At 43.6% G+C, this 13,644-nt stretch carries 11 protein-coding genes; 6 read left to right on the top strand and 5 right to left on the bottom strand.

Features of this window, described 5'->3' with window-relative positions; translation table 11 throughout:
- Positions 1–18 precede the first annotated feature (18 nt).
- The 3 genes from ACTUJY_RS10095 (at position 19) to ACTUJY_RS10085 (ending at position 3,125) form a co-directional block, all read left to right on the top strand.
- Complete coding sequence (locus tag ACTUJY_RS10095) at positions 19–1,875, top strand: serine hydrolase domain-containing protein (protein ID WP_463615965.1); 1,857 nt, start codon at positions 19–21, stop codon at positions 1,873–1,875.
- Positions 1,853–2,575, top strand: coding sequence for a pseudouridine synthase (locus ACTUJY_RS10090; protein ID WP_463615964.1), 723 nt, complete (start codon positions 1,853–1,855; stop codon positions 2,573–2,575). The genes ACTUJY_RS10095 and ACTUJY_RS10090 overlap by 23 nt, the downstream gene beginning before the upstream one ends.
- Before the next feature lie 307 nt (positions 2,576–2,882).
- Positions 2,883–3,125, top strand: coding sequence for a hypothetical protein (locus tag ACTUJY_RS10085; RefSeq protein ID WP_463615963.1), 243 nt, complete (start codon positions 2,883–2,885; stop codon positions 3,123–3,125).
- A 121-nt stretch (positions 3,126–3,246) separates the two neighbouring features.
- On the opposite strand, the gene ACTUJY_RS10080 is transcribed toward ACTUJY_RS10085, so the two are convergent.
- Complete coding sequence (locus ACTUJY_RS10080; protein WP_463615962.1) at positions 3,247–5,655, bottom strand: hypothetical protein; 2,409 nt, start codon at positions 5,653–5,655, stop codon at positions 3,247–3,249.
- 146 nt (positions 5,656–5,801) lie between these two features.
- Here ACTUJY_RS10080 and ACTUJY_RS10075 point away from each other — a divergent pair, with 146 nt between their 5' ends.
- Positions 5,802–7,163, top strand: a complete 1,362-nt coding sequence (locus tag ACTUJY_RS10075; RefSeq protein WP_463615961.1) for an ABC transporter substrate-binding protein — start codon at positions 5,802–5,804, stop codon at positions 7,161–7,163.
- Here ACTUJY_RS10075 and bluB read toward each other — a convergent pair.
- A complete protein-coding gene (gene bluB, locus ACTUJY_RS10070; RefSeq protein ID WP_463615960.1) occupies positions 7,157–7,792 on the bottom strand; it encodes a 5,6-dimethylbenzimidazole synthase in 636 nt (211 codons plus the stop codon). The two genes, ACTUJY_RS10075 and bluB, sit on opposite strands and share 7 nt — an antisense overlap.
- A 20-nt stretch (positions 7,793–7,812) precedes the next feature.
- Positions 7,813–8,271 carry a transcriptional regulator AsnC gene (gene asnC / locus ACTUJY_RS10065; protein WP_463615959.1) on the bottom strand — a complete coding sequence of 153 codons (459 nt, stop codon included), beginning with the start codon at positions 8,269–8,271 and terminating at the stop codon, positions 7,813–7,815.
- 160 nt (positions 8,272–8,431) lie between these two features.
- On the opposite strand from asnC, the gene asnB reads away from it, so the two are divergent.
- Complete coding sequence (asnB, locus tag ACTUJY_RS10060; RefSeq protein ID WP_463615958.1) at positions 8,432–10,135, top strand: asparagine synthase B; 1,704 nt, start codon at positions 8,432–8,434, stop codon at positions 10,133–10,135.
- Positions 10,136–10,248: 113 nt separating this feature from the next.
- On the top strand, positions 10,249–10,860 hold the full coding sequence (locus ACTUJY_RS10055; RefSeq protein WP_463615957.1) for a MarC family protein: 612 nt from the start codon (positions 10,249–10,251) through the stop codon (positions 10,858–10,860).
- Between the two features lie 2 nt (positions 10,861–10,862).
- Here ACTUJY_RS10055 and ACTUJY_RS10050 read toward each other — a convergent pair whose 3' ends face one another.
- Positions 10,863–11,567, bottom strand: coding sequence for a 2OG-Fe(II) oxygenase (locus ACTUJY_RS10050; protein ID WP_463615956.1), 705 nt, complete (start codon positions 11,565–11,567; stop codon positions 10,863–10,865).
- Positions 11,568–11,760: 193 nt separating this feature from the next.
- Positions 11,761–13,623: a S8 family serine peptidase gene (locus tag ACTUJY_RS10045; RefSeq protein ID WP_463615955.1), complete on the bottom strand. Its 1,863-nt coding sequence runs from the start codon at positions 13,621–13,623 to the stop codon at positions 11,761–11,763.
- Positions 13,624–13,644 lie beyond the last annotated feature (21 nt).

Genomic DNA, 13,644 nt, shown 5'->3' with positions numbered 1-13,644 from the left:
AATATCAATAAGGAAACTATGAAAAATACATCACTTTATATCTTACTGACGTTTCTGACTTGTATGAGTTGGGCTGAACAAAAAAAAGAGAGTAAGCCTGCTAAAAGCATTGATGAGTTAAAAGCGCAAATTGAACACTTGCTAGAACATCACAGTATTCCAGGTATTGGTCTTGCCATTGTCGACAGGAAAACCGATCGATGGGTCACCGGGTTGGGTGTTGCTAATAAAGAGCAAGACAAACCAGCCTCAGCAGAAACGTTATTTCGCATCGGCTCGGTTTCTAAAATGTTTGTTTCTTTGTCTGCTTTGAAGCTGGTTGAGCAGGGAAAACTCGATTTACAAATGCCTTACCGGGAGTTGGCACCGGATGTAGCGTTTACAAATGACTGGCAGCAGAGTGATCCCGTGCGTGTGGTGCATTTACTTGAACATACGGCAGGTTGGGATGACATTCATTTGGCTGAATACGCCAGTAATGATCCCAAACCCCTGACACTAAAAGAAGCGCTTGATTATCATCCTGACTCAAGATATTCACGATGGAAACCCGGTGCTCGCGTGTCGTACTCCAATGCCGGCCCTCCAGCTGTTGCTTATGCTATTGAAAAAATAACCGGCATGGATTTTGAGAAATATGTCGCGGAAGAATTTTTCTCGCCTTTGGAAATGACCAGTGCCACTTATCGCTACCCAGAAGATGATTCGTTATTGGCAACATTATATGAGAAAGGAAAACCGTCTGAATATTGGCATATTGGGATGCGCCCCTCTGGATCCATAAATGCATCAGCACGCGATATGGCGGGTTTGGTTCGTTTTTTAATCAATCGGGGTGAGGCGAATGGAGAGCGCGTTTTGTCTGAAGCTTCAATTCGACGAATGGAAACGCCGGCATCTTCATTGGCAGCAAAAGCGGGTTTACGCGTAGGATACGGCCTTAACAATTATACTTCGTTTCATAATCAATTTATTTTTCAGGGGCACAATGGCGGCATTAATGGAGGATTGGCTGTTTTGGCTTATTTGCCGAAAGAAGGCATTGGTTATGCTTTTATGATCAACTCAGACAGTGGCGCGGGAATGAAAGCCATTTCCAAAGCGATCCGTGAATATATAACTTACGGACTACCAGTGCCTAAGCCAGCAGATTCAAAAGCCGAAATAACCGAACAGCATCGTGCTTTCTCTGGTTATTATCGGCCGGTAAATCCAAGGCAGGAGTTTGCTCGTTTTATTGAACAAGTTTTCGACGTCCATAAACTGAGTTTTTCAGACAAAGAATTAAGTGTTTATGACGGCAAGTTGACAACTTATTTTCCGGTTTCGCAAAACCTGTTTCGACTTGAGGAAAGAACAAAACCGACACTGGTTTTACTTGAAGATGATCAAGGGCATGCTTTGCAAATTGGAAATCAATATTACCAAAAAATATCTTCGGTCAATCATTGGACACACTTGGTAGTCGCCTGGATGTTTATTGCTTTGGTTGTGTTGCATTTGCTGTGGTTTTGGGTGTGGTTAGTGCGTCGACTATCGAAAAAAATCGAACCCGGTGCAGCTATGCAAATTCGGTTGTGGCCGTTTTGCGCCAGCCTATCACTTGCTGGAACTTTAGTCTTTTTCATCATCGGGCAGATTGTCGACATGATGAACTTATTGGGTAAACCAAGTTTTGTATCCATCGCTATCTGGTTTTGCTCGATAATGTTCGCGTTGAGCGCCATTATTGGATTCATTCAAAGCGTACGATACTTTAATAAGCCTCTCAATGCATTCGCCAAATATTTTTGCTTGTTATCGAGTATGGTGTTTGTTGTGGTAACACTTTACTTATTTCAATACGGTGTGATTGGAATACAAACTTTTGGATGAGCAAATAAACATTCCAATCATTCAACAAACCGAAAACTGGCTGGTAGCGAATAAACCAGCCGGTGTTGGCATGCATTCAGAGGGCGGTGCACCAAGTATCGTTACGCTGTTAAAAGAACAATTAAATCTCGAATACTTGGCACCGGTGCATCGGCTCGACACAGTTACCAGCGGTTGTTTGTTGCTGGCTAAAAATCCTAAAGCGGCGTCTTTTCTATCGCAACAGTTTCAACACAAAACCACCGATAAAATTTACATTGCTTTGACTAAGGGTAAACCAAAGAAAAAACAAGGCACCATCATTGGTGATATGGAACCCTCTCGAAATGGCAACTGGAAACTGACTCGTACCCAAAATAACCCGGCTGTAACACAGTTTTTTAGTTTGGGTTATAAAGAAGGCTTGAGGCTGGCTATTGTAAAAATACTTACTGGAAAAACTCACCAAATTCGCGTTGCAATGAAAAGTAACGGTTGTCCGATTTGGGGTGATTTTCGCTATGGTGATAAAAAAGTTCAAGCAGAAGCGGATCGGTGTTATTTGCATGCACTGCAACTGAGTTTTGATGATGAATCGAATGAACGAATAACCGTAAAATGTTTTCCAAATCAAGGTAAGTGGTTTACTGATGCTGAGTTGACTCATATCATTGAAGCCAACCTTTCACTTTTCGATGTTAAAGCCGTAGAAAAGAAATAATCTTCAGGGACGGTAGGATGGGTGCTAACCCATCTTTTAAAGGTGATCATTGATGGGTACGAAAAGCAGCACCTCTCTTACAAAGACTAATTAGTCTATTTAAATGAAATTGCGGTATACAAATCATTTAAGTGAAAAAACACATCGAGTATTATATAAAATACGGTGCTATTCGATAACTGGTTTTTAATTAAGGGCGCTTGAAATAGCTCGTTTTGAGTGATGACAGGTTAAGTCGGTTGATCTTTATAATTGGAAATTTACTGTTGCGTCATCTACATTGAATTAAAACTTCATGGTGAAGTTAATGAGTAAAAGAAGCCAGCAAAACGAAGTGGATCAAGCGGAATGGGAGAATCCGGATAACTGGAGTACGATTTATTTCAGCAAACGGGATAGTCGACCTTATGTGCCAAAAAAGAATCCCTCTCATGGATGGACGGTGAATTTTGCGCACCCGCAAGGTGCACGTTGGATTTACTATTTGCTTTTATTGATGTTTATCATTGGGTTTGTGGTTGGCGTTGGATTTGGTGCTGCCGCGGCTTGAACCGTATCAATTAGTAAGTCAAAGTAAGAAAGTGGCTTTATTAGAAAGGTTTAAATCTAAAAACGTTGCTAACGAGTAGGAAAACAAGCCACACTTTCAGTGTGGCTTGTAACGGAGTACTTTAACGGAGTTCGGTAATGGATAAGTCATCGAACCAAACCGACGCCATGTTGTCTGGCGACTGTTCGTACATAAAACCAGATACTTTTACAAATGCAGCACCTGTTGGCACTTGAAACTCCATACCCACATATTCCCATTGGTTTTCTGAACTTGTATTTTGTTGAACAATAGGTGCGTTAGAATGGAAAGAACCGTCTGCTTTTCGGAACTGTACCATTAAGGCGCCTTTAGGGTTATATCCCTGGCTTTTCATTGAAGCCCAATACAAATAGGTTTTGCCGGCTTCGACTGCAAACTGTTTGGCTGACCAGAAAAAGTCATGTTGACCATTCTTCAACGGGGCGTAAGGTTGAACAGTATGGAAGCTGTTACCTCGATCCGTTGAATCTAAAATATTGGCTCGCGGGATCCACCAATTGCTGAGATTATTGATTTGTGGATCTTGGATCAAGTTAGGTCCTGTCATTCGATCGTAGTAGAGTGAAATGTCGAAGGCATTGCTCGGATAAAACGGGTTATGACCTATGCTTAAACCATCGATACTGGTTGATGGCCAAACCGCATATTGACCACCGAAAATGGTATTGTCATTTACGTAGCTGTAGTCGAAGCGCTTACCGATTAGGTGAATATGGGCTTGTTGCATACTGTTCCAACTACTTAAAATGTTATTGTTTTCAATACGAATATCACGTGCCGCGGGTTCATAGCCATCTGTAAATAAAGCATTGTGCACAAAAATGGCTTGTTTATAGTTTTCGATCGTGTTTTCGGTAACCCAATAGTTGCCCCAGTCGTAGCGATCGTCCGTAAAATTGTAAATAAGGGAACGAAGTGCAATACCATTTACGGGGCCATTTTTTATTTTGTTGCCACGAATTTCAACTTTAGAATAACCAGCCACTTGAATGCCATTGGCGTAAAAGTCAGACTCTGCTCCTGGCCCTTCAATATCGTTGTGGTTGACTTCTAAACCTTCGGTATGTTTTTTGGCATGGAACTGCAAACTGTTTTTTAAATGTCGAACGGTGTTGTAGTTGAACTTAAGTTCATACGAGCCGTAATCGTTACCCGCAGTTGTTACGCGGTGAATGTTGTTAAAATAGTTCAACTCCACTTTATTCGCAGAGCTCGAGCTCGGAAAGTGGTATGTGTGTTGCGACAAGTCCGTTGTGAGTGTAACTGCGGAATCACCGAAGTTGTCGAAACGGTTATTTGAAATATTGGCATTGTACGTATTAATCAGCGCCAGTCCGTGATCGCCCCAAGTAAACTCCTTTTCTAAGGAGCTTTCTAAACCGCGAAAGACAATTCGTTGAATCGTTGTGTTTTCGGAGCCGTTAACCGTAACCAAGGTACCTTTTTGCAGGTCGGCATTATTTACAAACGTTGACGATTTGACAAATTGAGTAAAGGCGTTCGGGCTTTCTTCATAAATGGACTCTGTGACGTTTACTCCCAGTAATTTGACATTATGAAGTCGGTTGACGAGTAATGGGATAGAAAACTCATAAGTACCTGCGTCGAACTGTAATGTTACATTGAGGTTGCCGTATTCATCGACTAAATACGAAAAATGCTCAAGTAATTGGTTTAAAGCGATACCATCCTCTTTGCCGTCGTTAGGCAGGATACCAAATTCACTCACATTAAAATCGGCTCCACCAAAACTGGAACAACGAGGGAGATGATCAATCGCTTGTTCTAAGTGGCCATAGTCTACCTTTGATGATTTACAAACTTGCGAACCGTCCAGCAAAGGGATGCTGGCATTAGGATTGCCGTTAAAGGTTAACGGCCCCCAAATCATCGTCTGTTCGATGTTTAAATTTTCGAGTAGCGGGAAGTTGTTGAGGTTGGGTAGTAGGCTGCTCAGGTAATTGTTGGAAAGGTTTAAACTTTTTAACGCTAGGTTTTGTGAAAGATCGGGGAGTTTGCTTAATTGAGTGCCCGAAAGGTTTAAACTTTCCAGTTGGGCTAAGTTGGCAAGGGAACTCATACGTTCGCCAATGGCGCTTCCGGATAAATTTAGCTGTTTCAGTTGTGGGTTACTGTTTAAATTTGGCACATTACCGTAAACGTAAGCATTGGCTAAAGTGAGCTTTTCCAGAGCGGGAAAGGCCGCCATCGACTCGTGATTAATGACTAAGTTTGAATCGTCGATTTCGATGCCGGTCACTTGATCCGCGTTACAGCTCACACCCTCCCAGCCACAAGGTTGGTTGTCTTTATTCCATTTATTGGTACTGGCATTTGACCAGGTTGGTCCAGATGCTCGTGACCAAAAATCGATCAACGCTTCACATTGAGGTATTGAAATTTGCTGAACTTGAGAGCAGTCGGTGCTGGCTAAGGAAGCTGTCGATACACCGAATGCAAAGACAGACAAAAACGCTTTATATTTCATTATGTGTCCTTTATGTAATGTTTTATAAATATTTTGTATTCTCAATCGATAACCCACTATTATGGTGGACGCAGCTTATCACAGTTGTTTAAATACTCACCATGAGATTTTTTCTGGTGTGTCTAAGATTTGTTTCGGAGTTTTCGTTGTATAAACACATAGCTATCGTATGCTTTTGTTGTATAAATATTTTTGGCTATGCCGAAGAAGACTTGTTTTCTCTTTCTTTAAAAGAGTTGATGCACATTTCAGTGGATGATAAATACCAAGGTCTCGAAATTTTTCAGTCGAAGGACAATCCTGTTAGAGCTAATTCGTACAATTTTGGGATTGTCGTACCCCTAACGCCTTTCCCTAAGTACTCAGCAGAACTTATCGCTGCAGCAGACTTGGCGGCCGAAGTGGTTAATCGCAGCGGAGGAATCGGAGGTCAACCGCTGGCTATTGTGCGAGCCGACGATGACAATGATTCAGCGGCATCGGTAAGGCTGTCGCAGCAGCTTATCGAACATCATAAAGTGAAAGCATTGATTGGTCCTAATAATTCAAACTTCACTGAATTGGTTCTCAGCAAAGTTGCACTGCCTTATAAGGTGCCCGTTTTTTCTCCCTCCGCATCGGCTACGAAACTGGGTATACAATATGGTGGCAAATCCTTTTGGCGCAGCGTGGTGAGCAATCAGTTTCAAAGCGACAAAATTTTAAAGGAGCTGGATCGTTTAAATCGAGACAAAAGTGTTTATTTGATCACGGGACGCGATCTTTACAGCGAAGAGCTTTCTGCGGGAATCAAACAAGGCTTAGCAGCAAAGGGAATAACGTTAGCGGGTGAGTTGCAACTCAGTGCGTGGGTTAATATTGACGAAATTGACTTGCGACCGGAAATTATTGACATACAACGAGCAAATCCGAGTGCTGTAGTGGTGACACTTCGGGCAGACATTATCCTTCAATTTATTAAGCGAATGGGGGAAACTTGGAAAGGATCACTTCCTTACGTTATTGCTGGAGACACGGTAAAACCACGATTGGAGCCGGGTGTGGTGTTAGGGGATATTCAACAATGTGTTCAGTTTCTTCTTTCGGATGCCTCACTCAATGTGAATGAAGATACTCAACGGTTACAGGCTGAAATTGGTGAAAGGCTGGGCATTGATATTAACGGGTATGATAGTGCGTATGTGTATGATGGGGTGATGTTATTCGCCATGGCTATGCAAATTGAAAACAAACTAAACGTTAAGTTTGTTGACGCCATACAGAAAGTCGCGGGTAACGGATATCCTATATCGTATCGAGACTTTGGAAATATTGTCGCATTGTATCAAAAACACGATTCTTTGGAATATAACGGTATCAGTGGACGAATACGGTTTAATGCACATGGAGAAAATATAGAAGCTACCATGACCATTGCCAGTTACTTTGAAAATAAAGGAGAGATCCCAGATTGCCAAAAATCTCTCAAGCAAAGTGATGATTTAACGAGTATCGCAGTCGATCAATAAGACTCACTAAATACAAATTGATGCTTTAATTTACGCTTTTCCCAATTTAATTTTTCCAGCTCGGGCTTATCTAAAAATTCCCTGACATAACCCACACAAAGATAGGCGATCAGCTTATGTGCTTTGGGCGCGTTTAAAGTAATTCTCACTTGTTCCGGATCAAGTATGCTGACCCAACCCATGCCAATGTTCATACTGCGAGCCATCAGCCACATGTTTTGAATCGCGCAAACCACACTGTATTCGCCCATTTGGGACATTGAGGTTTGACCGAGTACCGGATCTTTGTTTGGGTGATAGAAGACTGCTAAATTCACGGGGGCTTCTTGAATGCCTTCCAGTTTCAATTGTTGGTATTGCCTTTGTCTATCGTCACTAAATAAAACGGCAGCGTTTTTGTTTTCCTGTTGAAAATTGTGAGCAATGGATTTTTTTACTTTTTGATTTCTTATCACCACAAATTCCCAAGGCTGGGAAAAGCCGACGGAGGGTGCCAAGGATGCGGCATAAAAAAGTTGATTGAGATCCTCATCCGTTACAGGCGTATCAATAAAGTAATTTCCACGCACATCACGGCGCAAACGCATTATGTCTTCCAGGCATTGCTGGTGGTGCTGATCAAAAATCATATAACGAGTGTCAACAGACCCTAAGCTTGAATACTGCGTTGAATGGGGTTTTGTAACGAAATCAAGGTTTCGGTTGCTTGTACTTTATCGATTGCCTGAATTTTATCAATCAACAACCACTGCAAATCGTCAATGGAGCGACACATGATTTTAATGAAAATACTGTACTGGCCAGTGGTGTAGTAGGCTTCTACCACTTCGTCGATTTGTTCCAGTTGTCGAATCACTTCCGGGTAGTCACCTGCGCTACGCAAGTTAATACCAATAAAACAGCAAACGTCGTAACCCAGCTTTTTGGCATCAACTTGTAAGTGGGTACCCTCAATGATACCCATCCCTTTTAGTTTTTCGATTCGCACATGAATGGTTGCCGGGCTCACCTTAAATTGCTTTGCCAGCTCGGCATAGGGCGTGCGGGCATTGGCCACCAAAGCATTAATGATGCGTTTGTCCAGATTGTCGATTGTCTGATTTTCCATAGTATTTCGGTAGCGATATTAACGATTTTTCAATATACAGGGTAAATAATAGAAAATATTTAACTGAAATGCCATTTATCTTTTAAGGTATTCACAAATAGCTTGGTTTGGTTAATGCTTGATTAAAAAAGAGACTGAAAATTTAACCAAGGTGATAATCATGTGTTCCATTCTAGGGATCCTCGACATTCAATCCGATATTTTGGCGCTGCGAAAACAGGCGATTCAGCAATCGAAGCAACAGCGGCATCGTGGCCCTGACTGGTCCGGTGTGTTTCAGGGGGAGTCGGTCATCCTGGTGCATGAACGACTTGCGATCGTGGATGTTGAAAATGGGGCTCAACCGCTTTACTCGCCCGACCGTAAGCAAGTGTTAGCGGTGAACGGAGAAATTTATAACCACAAGGCGTTAGAACAACAGTTATCGAGTGAATACGATTTTCAAACCAAATCCGATTGCGAAATCATTCTGGCTCTTTATCGAGAAAAGGGCAAAAAGCTGCTTGATGATTTAAACGGCATGTTTGCCTTTATCTTATATGACGAAACCGACGGCAGTTACCTGATTGCGCGTGATCCGATAGGAATCATTCCTCTGTACATGGGCTATGACAAATTGGGCAACTTTTATGTGGCGTCAGAAATGAAGGCCTTGTCGGAGGTGTGTGAGCAAGTCATTACTTTCCCTCCAGGTCATTTTTTATCGAGCAAATCACCAAAAGCACTGGCGCAACCCATTAAGTTAGAAGCTACGGAGCGTTACTACCAACGCAAGTGGGAATCGTATGATTCTGTTGCAGGTAATGTTTCTTGTGTTGAAAGTGTACGCGAGTCTTTGACTGCGGCAGTAAAGCGTCATTTAATGACGGATGTGCCTTACGGTGTTTTACTTTCTGGTGGGCTCGATTCGTCAATCGTTGCTGCGGTTGCTAAACAATTTGCCGACAAACGAATTGAAGAAGATGGCCAAACCTCGGCCTGGTGGCCGAGTTTACATACTTTCGCCATTGGGCTGGAAGGCTCGCCGGATCTTTTGGCTGCGCAAAAGGTTGCCGATCACATCGGTTCCATCCACCATAACTTTGTGTACTCCATTGAAGAAGGCATCGATGCACTTTCTGATGTTATTTATCATCTGGAGACCTACGATGTGACCACCATTCGAGCATCCACACCCATGTATCTGATGGCTCGCAAGATCCGGGCGATGGGGATCAAAATGGTGTTGAGTGGTGAGGGCAGCGATGAACTGTTTGGTGGCTATTTGTATTTCCACAAAGCGCCCAACGCCCGCGAGTTTCATGATGAAACGGTTCGTAAAGTTGAAAAGTTGCACTGGTATGATTGTTTGCGCGCTAATAAGTCAATGGCCGCCTGGGGGGTGGAAGCTCGCGTGCCTTTTCTTGATCGCGACTTTATCGAAACCGCGATGTTGCTAAATCCCGAATCCAAAATGATTACCGAAGGTAAAATGGAAAAGCACATTTTACGCGAAGCTTTTTCTGACTTATTGCCAGAAGAGGTCTGCTGGCGTCAAAAGGAGCAATTTTCTGATGGTGTGGGCTACGGTTGGATCGACAGCCTGAAAGAGCTGGCGGAGCAGCAGATTAGTGACGAGCAAATTACGACTGCACATTTTCGGTTTCCGGTGAACACTCCGCTTACCAAGGAAGCCTATTTTTATCGTGAAATGTTTGAGCAACACTTTCCGTCGGAGTCGGCGGCTAAAACCGTTCCGGGGGGTAAATCTGTTGCTTGCAGTACCGAAACGGCTTTGGCTTGGGATGAGCAGTTTCAACAAATGGCTGATCCGTCCGGTCGTGCGGTGACATCCGTTCATACTGATGGCTATCGGCTAAGTTAAGAAATTCTAATTTTCATATCTTTTTTAAGCACTCTACAACGGAGTGCTTTTTACTTTTGCTGCTTCCGGTACTAATCTGACAATTTGGCATTGAAACCCATTCTTATCCGCGTATGTCAGAAATACTCAGTTCTATTACTCTACTATTGGTTCTGTTGAATCCATTTTTACTGATTGTTTATTTAATCGGTATGGTACAAAAACTTGATAATCGTCAGTTTCGAAACGTGCTCGTACGTGCCGGTTGGATTGCGTCGCTGGTGTTTTTTTGTTTTGTCGTGTTGGGCGATGCGGTGTTCACTCGCTTTTTGCAAGCGGACTTTGCTTCGTTTCAAATATTCGGAGGTGTTGTCTTTTTGGTGATTGGGCTTCAGTTCGTGTTTCGAGGTCCAACCGCTATCGAAATATTGCAAGGTGAGTCGCAACACCTTTCTGGAGCGGTTGCGATGCCCGTGTTGATTGGGCCTGGAACAATCAGTGCCTGCGTCGTGATAGGTAAACGACACGATCCCATTATTGCTACTTTAATCGTGTTAATCGGGGTGTTTATCTGCTTACTGACCATGGTGATTTTAAAATGGTTACATGATTTTGTGCTTCCCAGAAATGAAGCACTCATCAATCGTTATATAGAAATCGCTGGACGTGTAACGGCATTAGTTGCCGGAACGATTGCCGTAGAGATGATTATGAATGGAGTACGTACTTGGGTTGGTAAATTTTAGTATCACTGCTTTCCATATAATTCATTTGCATGTCGATACATTACCCACGAAGCCAACACGTATTTATCGTTAGATTCTGGAACACAACCACGATGCGTGTGTGTAAAGTCACAAGGCGCTAAAACCAGGCTGCCTTTGCTGGCTTTAATTTTCGACTGTTGAAAAAAGAATTCGGTTTCGCCGCCTTGGTCTACATCGTTTAGGTAAATTAGCCAAAGCAATACCCGGTGCAATGATTTTTGTTCGCGATCGGTCGGATGCGGAAAATGTTCCGAATGCCAATGATGGTAGCCGCCTTGTCCTTTTTTGTATTTTTGTAGGTTGACGTTATCGAGCCGGTAGATCGTTTGAATCAGTTGACCAATCTGAGGCTCGTTCATTTTACGAATCTCTTCGTAATGAACGGATCGCGGTTGACCTGTTTTCGCATCCTGTATCGAAGGTGAAACAGCGCCGGTCAATAAAAAGGGATAAGCTTTCGAGTATTGAATTAAGCCCTGCAATATTAAGTTAGAAATGGTTTGGCACTCTTGCTGCCAGCCGCTTAATTCAGTGATGTAAAGATCGAGACTGTCTTTTTTTGCTTTGTCGACGCCTCCACCGGTTTTGCCAGGGGTTTTTCGAGTATCTTGCTCAAACTTCTGGATCACATGATCGCAAAACTCAGCGGGTAAGGCATTTTTAAACTCAACGATAAAGTGACTCATAAGTTTGATCCTGATTTAGAGCGTCATTAAAAAAAAATTTGGCCCGGGTTTTCAGGTTAAATAAAGTTTTCCGGTAGTGCAATTACCTTATTCAAAAAGCTGAATTTATTTGTCCTTCAAATAAAAAAGCGGGTCTTACGACCCGCTAACGTGTTGCTTTCTTATCTTATAGTTATTAGACAGTGATTGATCATCAGAACACAACAGACACATTCGCGGAACACGCTGTAGTGCCCGCTTCGCATACTTTGTAGATATAGCTGCCTCCACCTTTAACATTCAAGTTATCGGTATAAGCACCGTCGTTTGCCGTGGTTGTTATTAAATTATCATCGCGGAAGATATCCACGTTGCTGCTGTTTGCACCCGACCAGGAAAGATCAACTTTCTGAACGCCACGTTGCTTATAGCCGTTAGCATTCAGTGAAATATCATCTCCACCTGGATCACCACCGCCGTTATCACCTCCACAACCATTAGCCGTTAAATAATCATGTGCGGCTTTGGCTTTGACGATACCGTACCCAAAGTAATCGTCACGACCGGTTGCACCTTGGTCTTCAGCGGTTGCTTTCATTGCCGCTCGTATGTCAGTTCCAGTACAGTGTGGATGATTGGACCATAACAAAGCAGCGATACCTGATGCACCCGGTGTGGCCATGGAAGTACCGCTCATATAGCCGTAATCGCTCGCACTCACTTTTACACTGGCAGATGATGCCGCCACGAGTGCTGCGCGGTCTTCTTGAGTCGCGCCAACCGCCGGAATCGAAGTGCTGTTGGATTCTCCCAGCGTACCGTAAAGCATGCCCGGTTCATTATTAATAATAATCGCGCCAATCCCACCGGAGTTTTCGCAATTGGCGACTTTATCGTGGAAGGAAATGTTGCCGCGATCGATGACGCAAATTCTACCGCTGGCACCGGAATCGGTGGCTTCAGCCGTACCCATAAAATAGGTTGCTCCATTGGCTTCGCCATTGTTTTCCATCGCTGATGCGGCAAAGCCTATATTGTCAGCTGTCATGGATGCTAAAGCAGCGCCATCTGATGGATAAGTGGATAAGGTATCCACACCGCCAACCGTCACTTCAACGCCATACCCATCGTGTGTTTCCGTCGTTCTCTTTTTACCTCGTCCTTTGGTGACGGTATTGGAAGGGAACTGTGAAAAGTCGGCGATAGCGTTATTGGCATCATTGGCGCCAATCATCATGACGGATTTGTATCCCGCAGGATAAGAGCGAACATTATTGCCATCGTTGCCGGCGGCCGCTAATACCAGGCCCCCGTTGTTTGTAAAGGTTTGAAAAGCGTTTTCTTCGGTACTATTCGCTCCGCCTCCTCCTAAACTCATACTGATGATGCTAGCGCCAGCTTCGGTACAGCGCTCAGCGGCGTAAGCCAGATCGGAAGAGTAACCCCAACCCGATGCATTAAAGACTTTGATAATGTGCATGGGGTTGCCTGGAGCCATGCCTATAACACCAAAGCCATTGTCTGTTGCGGCAATTGTACCGGCTACGTGAGTACCGTGTGGGCCACCATCGCGGAACCAGTCGCCAGTGCCCGAATTACTGGTGCCTGTGATTGTGGTCCAGTCAAAATCGGCATTATATCCGCCAGTTTCTCCCTGTTCACGCGCGATACCCGAGTCGATAACGCAAACGGTTTTTGCATTGCTCATTTGGAGGTTGAGTTGATCCGCTTGCGATTGATAAATCGCATAAGGCGTTAATTGTTGAGCCAATGGGTCGCCCACGTCGTCACTGAATAACGCTAAGGGTATTCGACGAGCATCTTCTTCAATTAACTTGATATGAGGGTTATTCAGTAATCCTTTTACTTCGTTCAGTGTCTTGCCTTCGAATGACGCGGCAATAAAGCCGTTTGCATCAACTTTAATGTCACCACCCAGTTTTTTTGCGAGTGCTTTTACGACCCCTTTTTTGCTGTTGTCGACTTGAATAATGTAGCGGCTGTCTTCAGCTAAAACGCTGCCAGTGGACAGCGCTACCAGAGTAGCTGCAGAAAGTGCTTTAATCTTTGAAACCATTCGGTATCTCTCCCAGTGATT

This window comes from Pleionea sp. WD8-19, from assembly GCF_055326765.1.
Note: the sequence above shows the minus strand (reverse complement) of the source record. Positions and strands in the feature narration are given on the sequence as shown.